Source organism: Thermobrachium celere DSM 8682 (genome assembly GCF_000430995.1).
Classification (GTDB): Bacteria; Bacillota; Clostridia; order Clostridiales; family Caloramatoraceae; genus Thermobrachium; species Thermobrachium celere.
In genome coordinates this window covers 1,719,586-1,741,413 of sequence record NZ_HF952018.1, presented here as the reverse complement: position 1 = coordinate 1,741,413, position 21,828 = coordinate 1,719,586, and the positions used below count along the sequence as shown (strand labels likewise).

20 protein-coding genes and 13 tRNA genes are annotated in these 21,828 nt (G+C 33.7%); 32 read left to right on the top strand and 1 reads right to left on the bottom strand.

Annotated elements, in window-relative coordinates; genetic code table 11:
* The first annotated feature begins 9 nt into the window (after positions 1–9).
* The 10 genes from ligA to TCEL_RS09130 all read left to right on the top strand — a co-directional run bounded on the left by ligA (position 10) and on the right by TCEL_RS09130 (position 11,520).
* Positions 10–2,004 (top strand): NAD-dependent DNA ligase LigA, encoded by a 1,995-nt coding sequence (ligA, locus tag TCEL_RS09175; protein WP_018663391.1) that lies wholly within the window; start codon positions 10–12, stop codon positions 2,002–2,004.
* A complete protein-coding gene (locus TCEL_RS09170) occupies positions 2,001–2,267 on the top strand; it encodes a hypothetical protein (RefSeq protein ID WP_018663390.1) in 267 nt (88 codons plus the stop codon). Before ligA ends, TCEL_RS09170 begins: the two co-directional genes overlap by 4 nt.
* A 17-nt stretch (positions 2,268–2,284) precedes the next feature.
* Positions 2,285–2,572 carry an Asp-tRNA(Asn)/Glu-tRNA(Gln) amidotransferase subunit GatC gene (gatC, locus tag TCEL_RS09165; RefSeq protein ID WP_018663388.1) on the top strand — a complete coding sequence of 96 codons (288 nt, stop codon included), beginning with the start codon at positions 2,285–2,287 and terminating at the stop codon, positions 2,570–2,572.
* Between the two features lie 11 nt (positions 2,573–2,583).
* A complete protein-coding gene (gatA, locus tag TCEL_RS09160; protein ID WP_018663386.1) occupies positions 2,584–4,035 on the top strand; it encodes an Asp-tRNA(Asn)/Glu-tRNA(Gln) amidotransferase subunit GatA in 1,452 nt (483 codons plus the stop codon).
* 14 nt (positions 4,036–4,049) lie between these two features.
* Positions 4,050–5,477 (top strand): Asp-tRNA(Asn)/Glu-tRNA(Gln) amidotransferase subunit GatB, encoded by a 1,428-nt coding sequence (gene gatB / locus TCEL_RS09155; protein WP_018663384.1) that lies wholly within the window; start codon positions 4,050–4,052, stop codon positions 5,475–5,477.
* A 457-nt stretch (positions 5,478–5,934) separates the two neighbouring features.
* A complete protein-coding gene (locus TCEL_RS13530) occupies positions 5,935–6,855 on the top strand; it encodes an ABC transporter permease (protein WP_018663383.1) in 921 nt (306 codons plus the stop codon).
* Between the two features lie 18 nt (positions 6,856–6,873).
* On the top strand, positions 6,874–7,800 hold the full coding sequence (locus TCEL_RS13525; RefSeq protein ID WP_040684007.1) for an ABC transporter permease: 927 nt from the start codon (positions 6,874–6,876) through the stop codon (positions 7,798–7,800).
* 15 nt (positions 7,801–7,815) lie between these two features.
* Positions 7,816–8,826, top strand: a complete 1,011-nt coding sequence (locus TCEL_RS09140) for an ABC transporter ATP-binding protein (protein ID WP_040683805.1) — start codon at positions 7,816–7,818, stop codon at positions 8,824–8,826.
* Complete coding sequence (locus tag TCEL_RS09135) at positions 8,826–9,797, top strand: ABC transporter ATP-binding protein (protein WP_018663380.1); 972 nt, start codon at positions 8,826–8,828, stop codon at positions 9,795–9,797. Before TCEL_RS09140 ends, TCEL_RS09135 begins: the two co-directional genes overlap by 1 nt.
* A gap of 82 nt (positions 9,798–9,879) precedes the next feature.
* Positions 9,880–11,520 (top strand): peptide ABC transporter substrate-binding protein, encoded by a 1,641-nt coding sequence (locus TCEL_RS09130; RefSeq protein ID WP_018663378.1) that lies wholly within the window; start codon positions 9,880–9,882, stop codon positions 11,518–11,520.
* Between the two features lie 222 nt (positions 11,521–11,742).
* Here TCEL_RS09130 and TCEL_RS09125 read toward each other — a convergent pair whose 3' ends face one another.
* A complete protein-coding gene (locus tag TCEL_RS09125) occupies positions 11,743–13,116 on the bottom strand; it encodes a hypothetical protein (protein WP_018663376.1) in 1,374 nt (457 codons plus the stop codon).
* Between the two features lie 138 nt (positions 13,117–13,254).
* Here TCEL_RS09125 and TCEL_RS09120 point away from each other — a divergent pair, with 138 nt between their 5' ends.
* From TCEL_RS09120 to tig, 22 genes are all read left to right on the top strand, one after another.
* Positions 13,255–14,256 carry an AIR synthase family protein gene (locus TCEL_RS09120; RefSeq protein ID WP_040684006.1) on the top strand — a complete coding sequence of 334 codons (1,002 nt, stop codon included), beginning with the start codon at positions 13,255–13,257 and terminating at the stop codon, positions 14,254–14,256.
* Complete coding sequence (rph, locus tag TCEL_RS09115) at positions 14,246–15,046, top strand: ribonuclease PH (protein ID WP_018663373.1); 801 nt, start codon at positions 14,246–14,248, stop codon at positions 15,044–15,046. Before TCEL_RS09120 ends, rph begins: the two co-directional genes overlap by 11 nt.
* Complete coding sequence (locus TCEL_RS09110; RefSeq protein ID WP_040683803.1) at positions 14,994–15,599, top strand: XTP/dITP diphosphatase; 606 nt, start codon at positions 14,994–14,996, stop codon at positions 15,597–15,599. Before rph ends, TCEL_RS09110 begins: the two co-directional genes overlap by 53 nt.
* A gap of 13 nt (positions 15,600–15,612) precedes the next feature.
* Entirely contained in the window at positions 15,613–16,095 is a 483-nt protein-coding gene (locus tag TCEL_RS09105; protein WP_018663371.1) for a metallophosphoesterase, read from the top strand.
* A 65-nt stretch (positions 16,096–16,160) separates the two neighbouring features.
* Positions 16,161–16,236, top strand: a tRNA-Pro gene (locus TCEL_RS09100).
* 3 nt (positions 16,237–16,239) lie between these two features.
* Positions 16,240–16,313: transfer RNA gene (locus TCEL_RS09095), tRNA-Gly, on the top strand.
* 6 nt (positions 16,314–16,319) lie between these two features.
* Positions 16,320–16,396 (top strand) — tRNA-Arg (locus TCEL_RS09090).
* Positions 16,397–16,400: 4 nt separating this feature from the next.
* Positions 16,401–16,477 (top strand) — tRNA-His (locus TCEL_RS09085).
* Positions 16,478–16,482: 5 nt separating this feature from the next.
* Positions 16,483–16,558 (top strand) — tRNA-Gln (locus TCEL_RS09080).
* Between the two features lie 3 nt (positions 16,559–16,561).
* Positions 16,562–16,637 (top strand) — tRNA-Lys (locus TCEL_RS09075).
* 21 nt (positions 16,638–16,658) lie between these two features.
* Positions 16,659–16,734, top strand: a tRNA-Lys gene (locus tag TCEL_RS09070).
* Positions 16,735–16,740: 6 nt separating this feature from the next.
* Positions 16,741–16,824, top strand: a tRNA-Leu gene (locus tag TCEL_RS09065).
* A gap of 5 nt (positions 16,825–16,829) precedes the next feature.
* A tRNA-Gly gene (locus tag TCEL_RS09060) sits at positions 16,830–16,905 on the top strand.
* Between the two features lie 6 nt (positions 16,906–16,911).
* A tRNA-Gly gene (locus TCEL_RS09055) sits at positions 16,912–16,985 on the top strand.
* A gap of 6 nt (positions 16,986–16,991) precedes the next feature.
* Positions 16,992–17,068 (top strand) — tRNA-Arg (locus TCEL_RS09050).
* A gap of 29 nt (positions 17,069–17,097) precedes the next feature.
* Positions 17,098–17,174, top strand: a tRNA-Arg gene (locus TCEL_RS09045).
* Positions 17,175–17,188: 14 nt separating this feature from the next.
* Positions 17,189–17,264 (top strand) — tRNA-Lys (locus TCEL_RS09040).
* 86 nt (positions 17,265–17,350) lie between these two features.
* Positions 17,351–18,175: a hypothetical protein gene (locus TCEL_RS09035; RefSeq protein WP_018663369.1), complete on the top strand. Its 825-nt coding sequence runs from the start codon at positions 17,351–17,353 to the stop codon at positions 18,173–18,175.
* A 177-nt stretch (positions 18,176–18,352) separates the two neighbouring features.
* Entirely contained in the window at positions 18,353–19,135 is a 783-nt protein-coding gene (locus TCEL_RS09030; protein WP_018663367.1) for a sugar phosphate isomerase/epimerase family protein, read from the top strand.
* Between the two features lie 3 nt (positions 19,136–19,138).
* Positions 19,139–19,984: a ComEC/Rec2 family competence protein gene (locus tag TCEL_RS09025; RefSeq protein ID WP_018663365.1), complete on the top strand. Its 846-nt coding sequence runs from the start codon at positions 19,139–19,141 to the stop codon at positions 19,982–19,984.
* Positions 19,985–20,059: 75 nt separating this feature from the next.
* Complete coding sequence (locus tag TCEL_RS09020) at positions 20,060–20,386, top strand: hypothetical protein (RefSeq protein WP_018663363.1); 327 nt, start codon at positions 20,060–20,062, stop codon at positions 20,384–20,386.
* Positions 20,387–20,500: 114 nt separating this feature from the next.
* Complete coding sequence (tig, locus tag TCEL_RS09015) at positions 20,501–21,793, top strand: trigger factor (protein WP_018663361.1); 1,293 nt, start codon at positions 20,501–20,503, stop codon at positions 21,791–21,793.
* Positions 21,794–21,828: the final 35 nt, after the last annotated feature.

Genomic DNA, 21,828 nt, shown 5'->3' with positions numbered 1-21,828 from the left:
GGTGATTTTATGGAGGATGTTAAGGCAAGAATAGAGGAATTGAGAAAAATAATTGAATACCACAACTATAGATATTATGTTTTGGACGATCCTGAAATTTCTGATGCAGAATATGATAAGCTAATGAAGGAGCTTGAAAAGTTAGAGAAGCAACATCCAGAATACTTTGATGAAAACTCCCCAACCCAGAGGGTTGGTGGAGCTCCTTTAAAGGAGTTTAAGGAAGTTAGACATAATGTACCAATGCTTAGCCTTCAGGATGTGTTTAGTTTTGAAGAGTTAAAGGATTGGGATAGAAGGGTTAGAAATGAAGTTCCTGATGTTGAATATGTAGTTGAGCTTAAGATAGATGGTCTTTCTGTGTGCTTGAGCTATGAAAATGGTTTATTAAAAACTGCTGCAACACGTGGAGATGGTATAGTTGGAGAGGATGTAACAGCAAATGTTAGAACGATTAAAAGTGTTCCACTTAAGATAAATTATCAACTTCCACTTGAAGTAAGAGGCGAAATTTATATGCCAAGGGAAGCTTTTATAAAGCTAAATGAACAGAGGGAGGAAATGGAAGAACCTCTATTTGCAAATCCAAGAAATGCAGCTGCAGGTTCAATAAGACAACTTGATCCTAAGGTTACTGCCCAGAGAAAACTTGATATATTTATTTTTAATATACAAAGAATAGAAGGTAAGGAGTTTGAAAAACACTCAGAGGCTCTTGAATTTTTAAAAGAACTTGGATTTAAAGTAAGTCCTAAGAGAATTGTTTGTAAAAATGTTGAAGAAGTAATTAAGGTTATACAGGAACTTGGAGAAACAAGAGGTGAACTTCCTTTTGATATAGATGGAATAGTTGTTAAGGTAAACAACTTAAAGGATAGAGAAAAGTTAGGTCAAACAGCAAAGGCTCCAAGATGGGCAGTTGCATATAAATATCCTGCAGAAAAGAAGAAGACAAAGCTTATTGATATAATTGTGCAAGTAGGTAGGACAGGAGCAATAACCCCAACTGCAATTTTAGAGCCAGTTAGAATAGCTGGTTCAACAGTATCAAGAGCTACACTGCACAATGAAGACTATATAAGGCAGAAGGACATTAAAATTGGAGATAGTGTAATAATTCAAAAGGCAGGAGATATAATACCAGAGGTTGTTGAAGTTGTATTTGAAGATAGAGATGGAGATGAAGTTGAATTTAAGATGCCTACAAAATGTCCTGAGTGTGGTGGAGATGTTGTAAGGGAAGAGGGGGAAGTTGCCCTAAGATGTACAAATATGTCCTGTCCTGCACAGATTAAAAGAAGTATAATTCATTTTGCTTCAAGGGATGCAATGAATATAGAGGGGCTAGGGCCTCAGATTGTGGCACTTTTGATTGATAATGGGTTAATTAAAGATGCAGCAGATCTGTACTATTTAAATTTTGATGATGTGGTAAAGCTTGAAAGAATGGGTAAAAAGTCAACGGAAAATCTACTTAAAGCAATAGAAAATTCAAAGCAAAATGACATAGATAAGTTAATATTTGCATTAGGTATAAGATATGTTGGAAGCAAAACGGCTAAAAATTTAGCAAAGCATTTTAAAAGCATTGATGCTTTAATGAATGCAACATATGAAGAACTAATTCAAGTTGAAGAAGTTGGAGATAAAATGGCTAAAAGTATAGTAGCCTTCTTTGAAGAAGAGCATAATAGGTCATTATTAGAAAAGCTTAGAAGAGCTGAAGTGAATTTTTATGCAAAGGATGATAACACTCAATCAGACTTATTCAAAGGACTAACATTTGTACTAACTGGAACATTATCAAAATATACAAGAAATGAAGCTAGTGATCTTATAGAGAGGTTTGGAGGTAAAGTGTCTTCAAGTGTTTCTAAAAAAACAAACTATCTACTTTGTGGAGAAGATGCTGGAAGCAAGCTAAAGAAGGCACAAGAACTTGGAGTTAAGATTATATCCGAAGAGGACTTTGAGAAAATGATTAATGAAGGAGTATTGATATGAGGCTTTTAGATTTTATTATGTGGGTCAGTTTTAGCATTACGGGGATAATTTCAATATTTACCATTATCGTTTCCTTTGGTATAGTGTATATAAGTAAATTTTCAACATTTGTCCCACTTGAAATTTCTCTTGCAGTGTCATTAATACTTTGGGGAATAAACTGCAGACACAATGAAGAGGTTTGTTATACTAAAAATAATTTTTATATAAGCTTTATTTTAGGGGCATTACTTTTAATTTTCTTGATACTAGGAATTTATTAAGAAGGGAAGGTGTTTACATGTCAGTTACTATTCGTGATGTAGAGTACGTTGCCAAATTAGCAAGACTAGAGTTTACAGAAGAACAAAAGCAAAAATTTACAGAGGATTTAAATGGTATTTTAAACTATGTTGAGATGCTAAAAGAGGTTGACACTGAAAATGTAGAAATAAGTATAGGAGCATATAGAGTAGAAAATGCTCTAAGAGAAGATGTTGTAAAACCATCCTTTGATAGAGAAGCTCTACTCAAAAATGCCCCAGATGCTCAAGAGGGGTTTGTAAAGGTACCAAAGGTTATAGAATAGGAGGGATATAGGTGCATACTAAAACAATACATGAGATTAGAGAGCTTATAAATAAAGGAGAAGTTAGCTGTGTTGAGCTAACAAAAAATGCATTAGATAGAATAAATAAGATTGATGATAAGATAGGTGCATTTCTACAAATAGATGAAGAGGGCGCTATAAATAAGGCTAAGGAAGTTGATGAAAAGATAAGAAGAGGCGAAGAGGTTTCCTTTCTTGCAGGAATTCCAATGGCAATAAAGGATAATATATGTGTTGAAGGTTTAAAGACTACATGTGCCTCAAAGATGCTTGAAAATTTTGTGGCACCATATGATGCACACGTTACAAAGCTTTTAAAACAAAACGATGCTGTTATTTTAGGAAAGCTTAATATGGATGAGTTTGCAATGGGCTCTTCATCAGAAAATTCAGCCTTTAAGAAGGTAAGAAACCCATATGATTTAGAAAGGGTTCCAGGAGGTTCATCAGGTGGTTCTGCAGCTGCTGTTGCAGCAGGAGAAGCATATTATACACTAGGTTCAGATACAGGTGGATCAATAAGACAGCCTGCATCTTTATGTGGTGTTGTAGGGTTAAAGCCAACATATGGTAGAGTGTCAAGATATGGACTTGTTGCATTTGCATCATCCCTAGATCAGATAGGTCCATTTACAAAGGATGTTGAGGACTGTGCACATGTTTTAAAGGCAATTGCAGGATATGATGAAATGGATTCAACAAGTGCAAAAAAGGAAGTTGAAGATTATACAAAGTATTTAAATAAAGATATAAAGGGGTTAAGGATAGGTATACCTAAGGAATATTTTGCAGAAGGTTTAAATGATGATGTAAGAAAAGAAATAGAAAATGCAATTGAAGTTTTAAGAAAGCTTGGAGCAGAGATTAAAGAAATAAGCCTTCCAATGTCAAAGTATGCCCTTGCAGTTTATTACATTCTTGCAAGTTCAGAGGCAAGCTCAAATCTTGCAAGATTTGATGGAATAAGATATGGATATAGAGCTAAAGAATTTGAAGATGTAGTTGATCTTTATGTAAAATCAAGAAGCCAAGGATTTGGAGATGAAGTTAAGAGAAGAATAATGCTTGGTACATATGCACTTTCAGCAGGATATTATGATGCATATTATAAAAAGGCTCTAAAGGTTAGAACATTAATTATCAACGAATATAAAAAGGCCTTTGAAGATGTTGATGTAATACTTACTCCAACTTCACCAACTGTTGCCTTTAAGATTGGGGAAAAATCAAATAATCCACTTGAAATGTATCTATCAGATATTTATACAGTTCCAATAAATATTGCAGGAGTTCCAGCAATATCAATACCTGCAGGATTTGTTGGAGGGCTTCCTGTAGGAATGCAACTTATAGGAAATTACTTTGATGAGGGAACACTAATTAAGGTAGGTCATGCCTTTGAAAGAGAAACAGAATTTTCAAAGGTTAGACCAAGCATCTAATGGGAGGTGTAAAAATGGAGTTTGAAGCTATAATTGGACTTGAAGTTCATGCTGAACTTTCAACTAAAACAAAAATTTACTGTGGCTGTACAACAGAGTTTGGTGGAGAACAGAATACCCACTGCTGTCCTGTGTGTATGGGACTTCCAGGTGCTTTACCTGTTTTAAATAAAGAAGTTGTAACATATGCAATGAAGGCAGGTCTTGCTTTAAATTGCGAAATAAATAAAGAAACATATATGGCAAGAAAGAATTATTTCTATCCAGATTGTCCAAAGAATTATCAAATAACACAGGATGAAACTCCGCTTTGTACAAACGGTTATATAGAAATTACAACAGATGAGGGAGTAAAAAGAATAGGAATTCAAAGAATACATATTGAAGAAGATGCAGGAAAAGCACTACATAGAGAAGATGGCACATACGTTGACTTTAATCGTTCTGGTGTACCACTTATTGAAATTGTTTCAAAGCCAGATATGAGAACTCCTCAAGAGGCAAAGATGTATTTAGAGAACTTAAAGGCAATACTTCAATACACAGAAGTTTCGGACTGTAAGATGGAGGAAGGTTCCTTAAGATGTGATGCAAATGTTTCAGTAAGACCAAAGGGATCAACTGAATTTGGAGTAAAGACAGAAATAAAAAATATGAACTCCTTTAAGGCAGTAGAAAAGGCTATAGAATATGAAATTAAAAGGCAAATAGAGGCAATAAAAAGAGGAGAAAAAATAGTTCAAGAAACAAGAAGATGGGATGAAGCAAAGGGCGAAACTGTAGTTATGAGAAGTAAGGAAGAGGCCCATGATTATAGATATTTCCCAGAGCCAGACATGGTATATTTAGTGGTTGATGATGCATGGATAGAAAATGTAAAAAATACACTTCCAGAACTACCAGATAAGAAGAGGGCAAGATATATAAGTGAATATGGGCTTCCAGAGTATGATGCATCAATACTTACATCATCAAAGGCACTTGCAGTGTATTTTGAAGACGTTGTTAAAGAAGGTGCTTCACCAAAGGATGCAAGTAACTGGATAATGGGTGAAGTTCTAAGAACATTAAATGATAGAGAAATGAGCATTGAGGATATTAAAGTTCAACCAAAACATTTAGCAAAACTTATAGAACTTATAAACAATGGAACTATTACAGGTACAATTGCAAAAAAGGTATTTAAGGATATGTTTGAATCAGGCGATGATCCTGAAAAGATAGTTAAGGAAAAGGGAATGGTTCAAATTTCAGATGAAAATGCAATAAGAGATATAGTAAATAAGGTTCTTGATGAAAATCCTCAATCTGTTGCAGATTACAAAGCAGGAAAGACAAAGGCTATGGGATTTATAGTAGGTCAAGTTATGAAGGCTTCAAAGGGAAAGGCAAATCCTCAACTTGTCAACAAACTAGTGGAAGAAGAGTTGCAAAAAAGATAGGGTATGAACACCCTATCTTTTATTTTTATACATAATTTCAAATATTCAGATACACGAACAAGACTCATTTACTGTAAATTAAAAATTTTAAGAAAAATTAACAATTCGTAATATGAAATATTTTAATTTATAAATTTATTAAACAGTATATTTATACATAAAAATAACGTAAAATTTAGCAAATGTATTGCATAAAAATAATTTATATGCAATAATACATATTAACAAATTTCGGTAACGATTATAATTTCTAAAATTTACAGAAAAATACAGAAGGATATTATAAAAAAATGTAGTATAATTTAATTACAAAATAGAAAGAATGGTTACTGTTAAATTCAAGTGTCACAAGATACAAAAAATTTTATTGATTTTTTTTAGGTTTTGTTTTAATATTTATTTAAAATGACTWGACTTGACCTACTAGGGGGAACATTATTTAAAGGAGGAGAGAGAAATGATTAACTACATCATCAAGAGATTGGTAGCCAGCATTATAACACTGTTTGTAGTAATTACTGCAACATTCTTTTTAATGCATGCGCTACCAGGCGGGCCATTTGACAGTGAAAAACCTTTACCACCTCAAATTAAAGCAAATCTTGAAGCAAAATACGGCTTAGACAAGCCAATACATCAACAATACGTTATGTATTTAAAGAATTTAAGTAGAGGAGAACTTGGTCCAACATTAAAATATGAGGGTAAAACTGTTAATGAAATTATAAAATACTCATTCCCAGCTTCAGCAAAGCTTGGGGTAGTTTCAATAATATTTTCATTAATTTTAGGTATCTATCTTGGAGTTGTTGCTGCACTAAATCAAGGAAAGTGGCAAGACAGCTTTGTTATGGTTTTAGCGACACTTGGAGTAACAGTACCAAGCTTTGTTCTAGCAATACTTTTAATGTATGTATTTGCAGTTAAGCTTAAAGTATTACCACCAACAGGTTTTTCAGGACCTAAGTACATGATAATGCCAGCATTAGCTTTAAGTGGATATTCACTATCCTTTATAGCAAGACTTACTCGTTCAAGTTTACTTGATGTTATAAGACAAGACTATATAAGAACAGCAAAGGCAAAGGGACTTTCAAAAAATGTTGTAATCTATAAGCATGCTTTAAGAAATGCACTTATTCCAGTTGTTACTTATTTAGGACCGCTTGTTGCGGGTATTTTAACAGGTAGTTTCGTAATTGAAAAGATTTTCGCAATACCAGGACTTGGTAGAGAGTTCGTAACAAGTATTACAAATAGAGACTACATGATGATTATGGGTATAACAGTATTCTACAGCACCCTTCTTGTTATATGTAATTTAATCGTCGATTTATTATATGCTGTAATTGACCCAAGAATTAAACTAGAGGCATAAGGGGTGATTTAGATGGAAATGGAAATAACTAAGGAGATGTTTGAAAGAGTTCCTGATAGTGAAAAGGATTTAAATACAATCGTTAGACCAAGCGAAACATATTGGCAAGATGCTTGGAGAAGATTGAAGAAAAATAAGCTTGCAATGTTTGGTTTATACTTTGTAATCTTTATTACACTTTTAGCTATATTTGGACCACCACTATTTAAATACTTTAGAAACATAGATTATTCAACACAAGATTTAACTAAATCAAATTTAGGACCAAATAAGCAATTCTGGTTTGGTACAGACCTATTTGGTAGAGACATATTTGTAAGAATACTTTATGGTGCAAGAATTTCATTAGTAGTAGGATATGCAGCAAGTATATTAAACCTAGTTATTGGAGTTTTATATGGTGGTATTTCAGGTTATTTTGGTGGAAAAGTTGACTTAGTAATGATGAGAATAGTAGATATACTATACTCAATTCCAATGATGATATACGTAATACTATTAATGCTTATATTTAAACCAGGTTTAACAAGTATATTAATTGCACTTGCAATAGCATATTGGCTTTCAATGGCAAGAATAGTTAGAGCACAAATTCTTGCATTAAAGCAACAGGAGTTCGTGCTTGCTGCTAGAACACTTGGAGCAAGCAACTCAAGAATATTATTAAGACACTTAGTTCCAAATAGTATGGGACCAATTATAGTAACACTTACGCTATCTGTACCATCAGCAATATTTACAGAATCATTCTTAAGCTTTATAGGTCTTGGGGTTTCAGCTCCAAGGGCTTCATGGGGAACTTTAGCATCAGAGGCATTGGAAGGATTCTTATTATATCCTTACCAATTATTGTTCCCAGCACTTGCAATATCACTTACAATACTTGCATTTAATTTCCTTGGAGATGGTCTAAGAGATGCTCTAGATCCAAAGATGCGTAAGTAGTTAGGGGGTAACATGATGGAGAGATTGCTAGAAATTAAAAACTTAAGAACTTCCTTTTTTACACATGTGGGAGAAGTTCAAGCTGTAAGAGGAGTTAGCTTTCATTTAGATAAAGGTGAAGCTTTAGGTATAGTTGGAGAATCAGGTAGTGGAAAAAGTATTACAATGATGTCAGTTATGAGACTACTTGCTGACAATGGTAAGATAGTTGAAGGTGAAATATTATTTGAAGGCAGAGATCTTGCAAAGCTTTCAGAAAATGAAATGCAAAAGATAAGAGGAAATGAAATAGGAATGATATTCCAAGATCCAATGACATCATTAAACCCTGTTTTAACAATTGGGGATCAATTAATGGAACCTCTTATAAAACATAAAAAAATGACAAAGGAAAAGGCATTTGAAAGAGCTGTTCACATGCTTGAGCTTGTTGGAATTCCAAGCCCAAAGAGCAGAATGAGCCAATATCCACATGAGTTTTCAGGTGGTATGAGACAAAGAGTTATGATCGCAATGGCACTAGCTTGCGAACCAAAGCTACTTATAGCAGACGAACCAACAACTGCTCTTGATGTTACAATACAAGCTCAAATATTAGAGCTTATGAAGGAATTAAAGCAAAAAATAAATACTTCAATCATATTAATTACACATGACCTTGGTGTTGTTGCAGACCTTTGCAGTAGAATTAATGTTATGTATGGTGGTCTTATAGCAGAAACAGGTTCAACAAGGGATATATTCTATAATCCAAAGCATCCATATACTTGGGGATTATTAAATAGTGTTCCAAATCCAAAGAATCTTGTTAAAGAAAGACTTAAACCAATAGATGGTCAACCACCTGACCTTCTAAAGCCACCTGCAGGCTGTCCATTTGCACCAAGATGTCAATATGCAATGAGAATTTGTATGACACACAGGCCTCCTCTATTTGAAGTTGGAGAAGGACACAAAGCAGCATGTTGGTTAAATCATAAGGATGCACCAAAGGTTGAAGCACCAATAAGAAGGGGGGACCTATGATGAATAAGCCTCTTTTAGAGATAAAAAATTTAAAGAAGTACTTTCCAATAAAGAAGGGACTTTTTAATAAAACAGCTCATTATTTAAAGGCAGTAGACAATGTATCCTTTACTATAAATAAAGGTGAAACTTTAGGTCTTGTTGGTGAATCAGGTTGTGGTAAGACAACTTGTGGTAGAACAATAATCAAGTTATATGAACCAACAGATGGTCAAATAATATATGATGGTGTTGATATTGCAAAGTTTAGTGATAAACAAATGCTTGAATATAGAAAGAAGATGCAGATGATTTTCCAAGACCCATATGCTTCACTTGACCCTAGAATGACTGTTGGTGACATAATTGGTGAAGCAATAGATATCCATAAACTTATGGGTCCAAAGGAAAGAGAAGAAAGAATACAGTATTTATTAAATAGAGTAGGATTAAATAGTGAACATGCAAGTAGATATCCACATGAATTTTCAGGAGGTCAAAGACAAAGAATAGGTATTGCAAGAGCACTTGCTGTTCAACCTGAGTTTATAATCTGTGACGAACCAATTTCAGCACTTGACGTTTCAATTCAAGCACAGGTTGTAAACATGCTTGAGGACTTGCAGGCAGACTTAGGTTTAACATACCTTTTCATAGCACACGATTTATCAATGGTTAAGCATATATCAAATAGGGTTGGAGTTATGTACCTTGGAAAGTTGGTTGAATTAGCAGAAAGCAATGAATTATATACTAAACCTCTACATCCATACACACAAGCATTGCTTTCAGCGATACCAATACCAGATCCAGATGAATCAGCAAAGAAGAAGAGAATAGTTCTAGAGGGTGAAATACCTTCACCAATTGATCCACCACCTGGATGTAGGTTTAAAAATAGATGTAGATATGCAAAACCAATATGTAGTGAACAAGAACCAGTATTTAAAGATGTAGGTGGGGGACACTTTGTTGCCTGTCATTTATATTAATATTATGTTTATTTCGGCAGCATAAATGCTGCCGAAAGATAATAAAATTATATTAAAACTATATTAAAGGGGAGGAATGAAAATGTTAAGGAAGAAAGCAGCTAAGCTATTGACTTTGGCGCTAACTGCAGTGCTTTCAGTTTCACTATTTGCAGGCTGCGCTAAGTCAGGCCAAACTTCTGAGCAGGTAATTAGATACAACCTAGGCTCAGAACCAAAGACTCTAGACCCAGCACTTAACAGTGCAATCGATGGTGCAACAGTAATCGTAAACACATTTGTTGGCTTAACAAGATTAGACAGCCAAGATAAGCCAATTCCAGGTGTTGCAGAAAAGTGGGATGTTTCAGCTGATGGTATGACTTACAAATTCTATTTAAGAAAAGATGTTAAGTGGTCAGATGGAAAGCCAGTTACTGCTCATGATTTTGAATATGCATGGAAGAGAGCATTAGCTCCTGAAACTGCTGCAGAATATGCATATCAATTATATTACATAAAGAATGGTGAAGCTTACAATGCTGGTAAGGCAAAGGCTGAAGATGTTGGAGTAAAGGCTCTTGATGATTATACATTAGAAGTAACATTAGAATACCCAACACCATACTTCCTATCACTTACTGCATTCCCAACATTAATGCCAGTAAGAAAGGACATTGTTGAAGCTAATAAGGATACATGGGCAACTAAGCCAGAAACATACATTGGAAATGGTCCATTTAAGCTAGTTGAATGGAAGCAAAAGGATAGAATAGTTCTTGAAAAGAATCCAAACTTCTATGATGCAGCTAACGTTAAGCTATCAAGAATTGAAATGAGAATGATTGAAGATCAAACAGCTGCTCTTGCTACATTCCAATCAGGAGAATTAGACTTTATTGAAGCTCCACCAACACAACAAATTCCAGACCTATTAAGCAAGGGTATAGCTAAGAAGTATCCATATCTTGGAACTTATTTCTATGTAATTAACGTTTCAGATAAGGCAGAAAAGATTGACCCAGCAGCTGCTAAGGCTCTAAAGGACGTAAGAGTTAGAAAGGCACTTGCTCTTGCAATAGATAGAAAGGCTCTAATTGAAACTGTAACAAAGGCAGGACAAGAACCTGCAACTTCATTTGTTCCAAGCAGTATTATAATGCAAGATGGCAAAGACTTTAAGAACAAGGATTACTACAAGGCTGAAGGCGATGTAGAAGAAGCTAAGAAGTTACTTGCTGAAGCTGGATATCCAAACGGACAAGGATTCCCAAAACTTGTTATAACATATAACACATCACAAGGACACCAAAATATTGCTCAAGCTATTCAAGCTATGTGGAAGGAAAAGCTAGGTATCGAAGTAGAACTAACTAACCAAGAATGGAAGGTATTCCAAACAACAAGACATAATAAGGATTACCTAATTGCTAGACATGGTTGGATAGGTGACTACATGGACCCAATGACATTCCTTGATATGTGGACTTCAAACAGCGGACAAAACGATGCTGGATACAAGAATCCAGAATATGACAAGAAGATTGACGCTGCTAAGAGAGAAGCAGATCCAATAAAGAGAATTCAATTAATGCATGAAGCTGAAGACATCCTAATGGCAGATATGCCAGTAATTCCAATCTACTACTATGTAAACGTTGTATGTATGAAGGATTATGTAAAGGATGTACACAAGTCACCACTTGGATTCGTATTCTTTGACAAGGCTTACATTCAAAAGTAATTTAAAAAGCCCACTTAATGTGGGCTTTTTATTTTTCAGGAGGAGTCTCGTTTCTTGGTGTATAATAGGCACAATCGGTGCCATGTCCTATTGCATTTACAATAATACTAATGTGGCTTAGTGTACATTTTCCGTTTTTCTCATGTACACAATTGGCCGAACAGTTAATATTTGTCATAAATAATCCCCTCCTTATCTTTAGTATGTTACAAAACAGAACTTTTAATCTAGCGCTTCAAATAAATTTAAGAAAATATATGAACTGTAGAGAGCATATTGATTATTAACATATTTAGAAGGTTTAACTTGTAATATATTTTTGTTGTTAAATCTAACACTTCTTAAAAGTACAGGTGGTTTTGTTGTTACATTCATATTTTCAAAAAGCTTTTCAAAGTCGCGCGTTACAATTATATCGTTTTGCATTATATTTGAAGTTTTTACTGCTTTATTATAGAAGTTTAAAATCATATCTAGATATTTTTCTGTTTTATTTATTATATACATCTGTTCTAAATGTTTTAATGTCTCAGCAATATCTCGAATTGATATGCTAATTTTATCGTCATAATCTTTGATAAATAGTGAAAGGTCCTCCTTATAGTATGATAGGACATACTCAAAAATCTTTTTTGAGAAATCAAGGAATTTAACTATTTGTGACGATTTATAGCCATTTATTAAAGCATTTGCACATCTTATATTTGTATAGAAGGAGACAGGTATAAAATTATTTTCTCCCTTTTCAACTTCACCATTTGCTTTGATTCTATTTATAAGCTCATCGCATAGAAGTGCTATAGTTTCTTTATAGTCCTCAATTCTTTCATTATCCTCATCAAGTTCAATACAATCAGAGAGTATGTTTATATATTGAGCTAGCTGTCTTGAAGGAAGACTTATTATTTGATCTAAGGAGTTAGATAGAAAGGCATATATATTGGATATCTCTGACCTATATCTTTCAATATTTAATTCCTTAGAATATTTTTTATAAATTTCGCTATTATATAACTTTGTTAAATATAAAAGTGCATTAAATACTAGTAGTTGATTTGCTAATTTAATATTATTTTTATTTATTTTTAGGTTAATTTTATCGTCATAGCTTTTAGTTTTATTTTTAACATCTACAAACAATCCATTTTCATCCCGCATAAAACTACTTAAAAATTCATATAGCTCTGATGAACAATAGATCAAAAGCTGAGATAGATGAGGATATATTTCTACATATTTTTCAGCTAGCTTTAACATAGATAAAATAGCGTAGCATTGAGTTTCAACCTTTATTGACTTGTTAAAGCTAGAATAATCCCACATGTATATACCATAGTTTATATTATCTTCAGTAGGAACTAAAAACACAGGTTTTGCTTTTTTATATATACATTGTAATACTACAGTATTGTCAAAAAGCTGGTGTAGGCTTCCGTCGGAATGCTTAAATATTTTTTCAACAGTATTATCATCAGAATCTTTAATTATCCCACATCCTGATAACAGGCAAATATTAAGTACAGAAATCTCACTGAAGGTTTTAAGATCTTTGATTGCGTCGCCTACCTGTAATAATAAATCGCTGTTATTTTCCATGAATTCACCACCATCAAGTTTTCTTTATATATATATTATGAAAGGTGGACATGGTAAGTGCTTAAAAAAATAAAAATAATTTGTAATTTTACATATAAAAACTGTATAATTATAGAAGAAGCTTTAGGAGGGGATTTTATGGATATTGGTAAACTTCCAAACGACATATTAAAGGAAATTGTGCTTAATAGATTTAAAATAAAAAATGAAGATGTATTGGTTGGACCAAGTCTTGGGGAGGATTGTGCAGCTATTAGTTTTGGTAGTGATGTTTGTGTATTAACTACGGATCCTATAACAGCTGCTACAAAAAATATTGGTGAGTTAGCTGTTAATATAAATATAAATGATATAGCGTCATCGGGAATAAAACCAATAGGAATACTTGTAACATTATTAGTTCCACCTAATACAAATGTAGATGATATAAAAAAGATTATAGAAGAGATTAATAATACATGTGAAAGGTTTGGAATTGATGTTTTAGGTGGGCACACGGAGATTACTGATGCTGTAAATAGAGTTGTTGTTTCAGTAACAGCTATAGGAAAAGGTAAAAGAGAAAAATTTATTAAAACAGGTGGTGCAGAAATAGGTGATGATGTTATTTTAACAGGGTATGCAGGACTTGAGGGAACAAGTATAATAGCACATGAATACGAAAATTATTTAAAGAAATCTTTAAGTAGTGATATAATAGAGAAAGCTAAAAATTTATTACAAGATATTAGTGTCCTTAAGGTTTCACAAATAGCATCGGAGTTTGGTGTGACAGCTATGCATGATGTAACTGAAGGTGGAGTATTAGGTGCACTCTGGGAAATTGCTGAAGCAGCAGGTAAAGGAATATACATAATTAAAGAAAATATTCCAATTTTGAAGGAGACAATTGATATTTGTAAAGTATTAAATTTAGATCCATATAGACTAATTTCAAGTGGTTGTATGGTGATAACCTGTAAAGACGGGGTAGGCCTATGTACAAAACTTAAGGAAAATGGTATTAATGCTGAGGTTGTTGGGAAAATTATTGAATGTGAAAGAATTATTGAAACAAATGGTAATATAGAGATTTTAAATCAGCCCTACTCAGATGAAATTTATAAGGTAAGTCTTAAGGAGGATATCTATGAGAATTGATGGAAGAGGATTTAACGAATTAAGACCTATTAAAATTACTAGAAACTATACAAAATACGCAGAAGGTTCTGTTTTAGTTGAATTTGGGGATACAAAGGTTATATGTACAGCTTCCTTTGAAGATAAAGTTCCACCATTTTTAAAGGGAACAGGAGAGGGATGGATAACTTGTGAATATGGTATGTTACCAAGATCAACTCAAACACGCAAGCCAAGAGAAGTAAGTAAAGGAAGACCTGATGGTAGAACTGTGGAAATTCAAAGGCTAATAGGACGTGCACTACGCTCAGTAGTTGATTTGAAAGCTATAGGAGAAAGAACTATTTGGATTGATTGTGATGTTATTCAGGCTGATGGTGGAACAAGAACAGCATCAATTACTGGTGCATTTATTGCCCTTGTTGATGCAGTGAATAAGCTTGATAAAGAAATAAATTTTGAAGTTTATCCAATTAAAAGCTATGTTGCAGCAATAAGCGTTGGAGTAGTTGATGATGTTCCAATGATTGATTTATGCTATCAAGAGGATTCAAGTGCAAAAGTTGATATGAATATTGTTATGACAGATAAAGATGAGTACATAGAAATACAAGGTACAGGAGAAGATAGGCCTTTTTCTAAGGAAGAATTAAATAAATTATTAGAATTAGCAGAAGAAGGTCTTAAGAAGATTTTCACACTACAAAAAGAAGTATTAGGAATAGATGGGAATAGAATAGGGGAAAGGAAGGAAATAAATGATGAGGTTGATAGTTGCGAGCAACAACAATCACAAAGTACAGGAGATTAAGGAGATACTAAAACCCCTTGGTATTGAGGCGGTTTCTTTAAAGGAGGCAGGAATTAGTATAGAAATTGTCGAGGATGGAACAACATTTGAGGAGAATGCCTATAAAAAAGCAAAGACAATATACGATATAACTAAAGAAGCAGTTTTAGCAGATGATTCTGGTTTAGAAGTCTATGCACTAAATAATGCACCTGGAGTATATTCGGCGAGGTTTGCAGGAGAAGAATGTAATTATAAAAAAAATAATGAAAAACTATTAGAGCTTTTAAAGGATATGCCAGATGATAAAAGAGGGGCAAGATTTGTCTGTACAATGATTTTAATAACAAAGGAAGGCGAAGTTATAAAATCTGTTGGAACGGTTGAGGGTGTAATTTCAAAAGAACCAAGAGGTACAAATGGCTTTGGATATGACCCACTGTTTATTGTACCTGAACTTGACAAAACATTTGCTGAACTATCGGAGGAGGAAAAAAATAAAATAAGTCATAGGGCAAGGGCTTTAGAAAACTTAAAAGGACTGTTGGAAGATTATTTTAATAAGAGAGCGTAGGGGGGAACAAATTTTGAAAATTGCTGTGGTCAGTGATTCACATGGGAATTTGTATTCTTTAGATAGGGCCTTAAGCAAATTAGGTGAGTTTGATATGATTGTTCATCTTGGGGATCATTTTAATGATGTTATAAAAGTCAATGAGAAATATAAAAAACCTATAGAGTATGTTTGTGGGAATAATGACTATGGTAAAGATGTAAAGTATGAAAAGATTATTGAAGTGAATGGAAAAAGGCTTCTTTTAGTGCATGGACATAGGTATGATGTGTATTATAATGTGTTAAAATTATATCTTAAGGCTCTTGAAGAAAGGGTCGACATCGTTTTGTTTGGACACACACATGTTCAAATGATAGAAAGAGAAGGAGACGTTTTATTTATAAATCCAGGAAGTACTTCACGCCCTCGTGATGGGATGCCAGGTGCGGCACTCCTTGAAATTAAAGAAGATGGAGAAGTTGAAGTTAATACCATAAGATTTACAATAGAGTAAAAAATAACATTTAAAAAAAGGTATTGACGAAATAAAAAATATGTATTATACTTTATTATGTCAGTCGGGGTGTGGCGCAGATGGGAGCGCGCGTGGTTTGGGACCATGAGGTCGCAGGTTCAATCCCTGTCACCCCGACCACTTGCGGGTGTAGCTCAATGGTAGAGTCCCAGCCTTCCAAGCTGGTTGTGTGGGTTCGATTCCCATCACCCGCTCCATAATATGCGCCTTTAGCTCAGCTGGATAGAGCAACGGCCTTCTAAGCCGTGTGTCGGGAGTTCGAATCTCTCAAGGCGCACCATGTGGTGGGTATAGTTCAGTTGGTTAGAGCGCCAGATTGTGGCTCTGGAGGTCGTGGGTTCGAGTCCCACTATCCACCCCAACTATTGGGCAGTCGCCAAGTCGGTAAGGCACAGGACTTTGACTCCTGCATTCGCTGGTTCGAGTCCAGCCTGCCCAGCCATATGAGCCACTAGCTCAGTCGGTAGAGCACAAGACTTTTAATCTTGGTGTCCGGGGTTCGATTCCCCGGTGGCTCACCAGTTCTGAGTTTAAATACATATGGGCCATTAGCTCAGTTGGTAGAGCACCTGACTCTTAATCAGGGTGTCCTGGGTTCGAGTCCCCGATGGCCCACCATAATATGCGGGCGTGGCGGAATTGGCAGACGCGCTAGACTTAGGATCTAGTGCCCAGTGCGTGGGGGTTCAAGTCCCTCCGCCCGCACCATGTATGCGGGAATAGCTCAGTTGGTAGAGCGTCACCTTGCCAAGGTGAATGCCGCGGGTTCGAGTCCCGTTTCCCGCTCCATAATATGCGGGTGTAGCTCAATGGTAGAGTCCCAGCCTTCCAAGCTGGTTGTGTGGGTTCGATTCCCATCACCCGCTCCATGATATGCGCCTTTAGCTCAGCTGGATAGAGCAACGGCCTTCTAAGCCGTGTGTCGGGAGTTCGAATCTCTCAAGGCGCACCAGTTTTTTTATTTTTTAGGCGCAATTCAGTGCGCCCATAGCTCAGTTGGATAGAGTTACAGACTTCGAATCTGGAGGTCGTAGGTTCGAGTCCTACTGGGCGCACCAGAAAGATACAATATGGGCCATTAGCTCAGTTGGTAGAGCACCTGACTCTTAATCAGGGTGTCCTGGGTTCGAGTCCCCGATGGCCCACCAAAAAGCCTTCATTTGAAGGCTTTTTTTTATTTATCAATTAGGGTATAATAGCTAATGATGGAACATAAATAAGGAGGAGATTAGCCTTGGGTAGACCAAGTATTTTTAGTAGAAACTATGAAGAACAGATGAGAAGAAGAAGAATAAACATAGCTTTGATAATATTAATATTGATATCAGCTGGATTTTTTTATACAAAATATCATTTAAATAAAAGAGGAATAACATTTAATATTAAAGAAAAAATAAGCTTCTTAAACAAAATAAAAGTTCCTAAAAAACAAAAAGAAGAAACAAATAAAGAAGCAAAAAATAATAACAACATTAATGTTCCAACAAATAATGAAAATAAAAAGAAAGAAGTATTAAAAGAATACATATATACTTCTGATACTCAAAAAAAGTTTAGAGTAGTATATAAAGAGGAAAATAGTAACAAAGTTTTTATAGAGGTTAAAACTGAGGGGTTAGCTGTAGATTATGATATATCAACTGATGGAAAGAAAATAGTTTTTGATGATAAGGAAAATCAAAATATTATAGTATGCGATGAAAATGGAAATTTTCAGGATATTACTATAAAGAGTCTAAAGGTAACAAATTATGTATTTGTTAAGGATAAGGTTATTCAAAGAAATAAGGATTACATTTGGGCTCAAAAACCACATTTTACTTCTGATGATAGGATTGTTTTTTTAACTAGACTTCCATATTACGCAACAAAACGAGGTATATTTCTATGGTATGCAGATTATAATGGAAAAGGAGCTAAGAGAATAGCTGAACTCTCAAATGATATAAATAACATAAAGTATGATGGATATGACGAAAAGGGTGCATTAAGAATTATATCTGATGAAAGGGTATATATATTAGAGAAGGGAAGTAATAAATTAAGAAAAATAAATTGATTTTAGACAATAAAAAAGGCAACCCCTTTTTAAATTTGGCAGCATTAAAACAGAACGAAACAGGAGTTAACAAACAGGAGATTGGGATTGCCTTTTTTAACTTATTCATCACATTAATTAATATTGCCTCAAATTTGGGCAAATATACATTTATAACAAAAAATTTAGGAGGAAATTATGTTATTTGGTATTTCAACTGCATGTTTTTATCCTGAAGTATATACTGAAGAAACATTAAAGATTATTAAGAATATTGGATTTGAGCTATGCGAAGTGTTTTTTGAATCAGCTTCTGAGATGACAGGAGATTATTTAAAGGCTATAAAGAAAGGCATGGATGAAAGTGGCTTAAAAATAAATACTATACATCCCTTTCCATCTCCCTTTGAGCCATATTTATTTGATAAATATGAAAGAAGAAGACTTGAGATGGAGGAAAAATTCAGGCTTGCATGTAATGCAGCTAGGGAGCTTGGAGCAAAGTATTATGTCTTTCATGGAGAGAGAAACAACAAACAGGTTAAAGATGCACAATGGACAGCTAAGGTTATGGATTACCTGTGTAAAGTAGCATCAGAATATAATATAGCACTTGCATGGGAAAATGTATCGTGGTGTATGGGGTCAAATCCTAAGTTTATTGAAGAAGTTATAGGGTTTATGAAGGAAGATTTGTATTTTGTTTTAGATTTTAAACAAGCATTAAGAAGTGGAAGAAGGGTTGAGGAATATATTAATGTCTTCAAAGATAGGATTGTAAATGTACATGTCTCTGATTCAAATGAAAAATGTGACTGTCTATTACCTGGATATGGAAACTATGATATTAGGGGATCAGTAGAGGAGGTTCTAAAATTTAATAAAAACTGCCAATTTATAATTGAAGTATATAGGGATAACTTTGGTGAAGTAGAGGAGATATCTAAAAGTTATGAATATATGTTGAATTTGGGGGTATAGAATGTGAAAAAAGTATTTTATATACTATTGTTTGCTTTGTTAATTTTATTTTCATCCTGTGGCATAATAGGGGTTGAGAGCAATACAAGTACCAATGATAAGCTTATGGTTTCAATTTTAGATGTTGGTCAGGGTGATGCAATTTTAATTAGAACAAAAGAGAACAAATTTATCTTGATTGATTCAGGTTCAAATAGTGTAAAAGAAACATTAATGAATAAGTTAAATGAAAATGGAGTTAAAGATATTGATGTGTTAATTGCAACTCACCCACATGAAGATCATATTGGTAATATGGATGATGTTATAAAGAACTTTAATATAAAGGAAATTTATATGCCAAAGGTTACAACAAACACAAAGACTTTTATCAACATGATGAATGAAATAAAGAACAAAAATTTAAAAATAAAAACTGCAAAATCAGGTATAAAATTTAATGTTGGTGATGTTGAAGTTGAATTTTTAGCACCTAATAGCAGCTACTATGAGGATCTAAATGATTATTCTGCTGTTGTAAAATTAAAATATGGAAATAATACCTTTCTTTTTATGGGGGATGCAGAAAAATTTTCAGAGAGCGAGATGTTAAAAAGAGGATTTGATGTAAAAGCTGATGTGATAAAACTTGGACATCATGGCAGTTCATCTTCAAGTTCGGAGGAATTTATTAGGACAGTTGATCCAAAGTTTGCTGTAATATCAGTTGGTAAGGATAACAGCTATGGTCATCCACATAAAGAAACTATGCTTCTTATGAAGAAGTATGGGATTAAAGTTTTAAGAACCGATGAAGCTGGTGATGTTGTATTTTTAAGTGACGGATTAAATTTAGAGATAAAAAAATAATAAAGGGTGTTTAATTTTTATTATAAATTGGATATAATGTAAGGAGATAACAAAATAAATGGTGTAGGTGATAGCTTGAAGGTGTATTATGATAGAGTGCATGACGTTGTAAGTTTATACTTAGAAAAACAAGAATCAAATTTAAAAAAAATAAATCATTCAAATTTAAAGGATATTGACAGAAATTATTCCTTTGATGAGGCAGCTTCACTTTTATTAGACATGGTTGATATCTTTGATAGAGAGGGCAATTTCATAGGATTTAGAGTTTTTAATGCTTCAAAGTATTATGATATAGATTTACTAAATAGTGCAGATGAGGAAATATTAAATGAAGTAGATTTACAAAGATCAAATGATAAAATAATCGCTAAGGTATCAAATGGTCAAATTATTTATTAATGCTATTGAATATAAAATTTAATTATGTTATTATTACAATGTTAAGCTGTAATTTTCAATAGAGTAGGTACATTATAAATGCAGTATAAATATAGTTTGATAGGAGGAAATAAAATGAATACTAAAGTTGAAAGATTAGAAAATAATAAAGTAAAGCTTGAAATAACTGTACCAAGTGAAAAGTTCAATGAAGCTGTAGAGAAGGCTTATAAGAAGAATGCTTCAAGATTTAATGTTCCAGGCTTTAGAAAAGGTAAGGCTCCAAAGGCAATAATAGAAAAGTACTATGGTGAAGGCGTATTTTACGAAGATGCTGTAAACTACATACTTGATGAAACATATCCAGCTGCTATTAAGGAAAACAACATTGAACCAGTAGATAGACCAACTATTGACATAGTTAAGATTGGTAAGGGAGAAGATTTTGTTTACACTGCAGAAGTTGTTGTAAAGCCTGAAGTTAAGTTAGGAAACTATAAGGGAATAGAAGTAAAGAAGATTGAATATCCAGTAACTGATGAAGATGTTGAAGCTGAATTAAATGTATTAAGAGAAAGAAGTGCAAGACTAGTTACAAAGGAAGAAGGAACAGTAGAAAATGGTGATATAGCAGTTATTGACTTTGAAGGATTTGTAGATGGTGTTGCTTTCCCAGGAGGAAAGGCTGACAACTATAATCTAACTATTGGTTCAGGAACTTTTATACCAGGTTTTGAAGAACAACTAGTAGGTGCAAAAGTAGGAGAAACTGTTGATGTAAATGTTACATTCCCAGAAGATTATCATGCTGAAGAGTTAAAAGGAAAGCCAGCTCTATTTAAGGTAACTGTAAAGGAAATAAAGGTAAAGCTTCTTCCAGAGTTAGATGATGAATTTGCAAGTGAAGTTTCAGAATTCAATACATTAGAAGAGTTAAAGAATGATATAAGAGCTAAGTTACAAAAAGAAAATGAAGAAAGAGCAAAGAGAGATTTAGAAGAAGAAGTATTAACAAAGGCAGTAGAAGCTTGCGAAGTTGAAATTCCAGAAGTTATGATAGAAAATGAAATAGACTACATGATAAAGGACCTTGATTACAGATTAAGATATCAAGGAATGGATATAAACAGCTACATGAATATGTTAGGCATAACAATGGAAACACTAAGAAATGATTTTAAAGAAGTAGCTCAAAAGAGAGTAAAGATTAACCTAGTAATTGAAGCAATTGCTAAGGCAGAAAACATTTCAGCAACAGAAGAAGAAGTTCAAAATAGAGCAGAAGAAATAGCAAAGATGTATTCAAAAGATGATGTTGAAAAGATGAAGCAAGCTATTTTAATGACTGAAAGATATATGATTGAAGAAGAAATAGTAAATAATAAGGTTGTTGAATTTCTTGTTAACAATAGCAATATAATAGAATAATATATTAAAGGCTAGCATCTGCTAGCCTTCATTAA

What these genes read in the sequence shown, in the direction of transcription:
- ligA (WP_018663391.1), top strand. Translation starts at nt 10, where the DNA reads ATGGAGGATGTTAAGGCAAGAATAGAGGAATTGAGAAAAATAATTGAA.
- TCEL_RS09170 (WP_018663390.1), top strand. Translation starts at nt 2,001, where the DNA reads ATGAGGCTTTTAGATTTTATTATGTGGGTCAGTTTTAGCATTACGGGG.
- gatC (WP_018663388.1), top strand. Translation starts at nt 2,285, where the DNA reads ATGTCAGTTACTATTCGTGATGTAGAGTACGTTGCCAAATTAGCAAGA.
- gatB (WP_018663384.1), top strand. Translation starts at nt 4,050, where the DNA reads ATGGAGTTTGAAGCTATAATTGGACTTGAAGTTCATGCTGAACTTTCA.
- TCEL_RS13530 (WP_018663383.1), top strand. Translation starts at nt 5,935, where the DNA reads ATGATTAACTACATCATCAAGAGATTGGTAGCCAGCATTATAACACTG.
- TCEL_RS13525 (WP_040684007.1), top strand. Translation starts at nt 6,874, where the DNA reads ATGGAAATAACTAAGGAGATGTTTGAAAGAGTTCCTGATAGTGAAAAG.
- TCEL_RS09140 (WP_040683805.1), top strand. Translation starts at nt 7,816, where the DNA reads ATGGAGAGATTGCTAGAAATTAAAAACTTAAGAACTTCCTTTTTTACA.
- TCEL_RS09135 (WP_018663380.1), top strand. Translation starts at nt 8,826, where the DNA reads ATGAATAAGCCTCTTTTAGAGATAAAAAATTTAAAGAAGTACTTTCCA.
- TCEL_RS09130 (WP_018663378.1), top strand. Translation starts at nt 9,880, where the DNA reads ATGTTAAGGAAGAAAGCAGCTAAGCTATTGACTTTGGCGCTAACTGCA.
- TCEL_RS09125 (WP_018663376.1), bottom strand. Translation starts at nt 13,116, where the DNA reads ATGGAAAATAACAGCGATTTATTATTACAGGTAGGCGACGCAATCAAA.
- TCEL_RS09120 (WP_040684006.1), top strand. Translation starts at nt 13,255, where the DNA reads ATGGATATTGGTAAACTTCCAAACGACATATTAAAGGAAATTGTGCTT.
- rph (WP_018663373.1), top strand. Translation starts at nt 14,246, where the DNA reads ATGAGAATTGATGGAAGAGGATTTAACGAATTAAGACCTATTAAAATT.
- TCEL_RS09110 (WP_040683803.1), top strand. Translation starts at nt 14,994, where the DNA reads ATGATGAGGTTGATAGTTGCGAGCAACAACAATCACAAAGTACAGGAG.
- TCEL_RS09030 (WP_018663367.1), top strand. Translation starts at nt 18,353, where the DNA reads ATGTTATTTGGTATTTCAACTGCATGTTTTTATCCTGAAGTATATACT.
- tig (WP_018663361.1), top strand. Translation starts at nt 20,501, where the DNA reads ATGAATACTAAAGTTGAAAGATTAGAAAATAATAAAGTAAAGCTTGAA.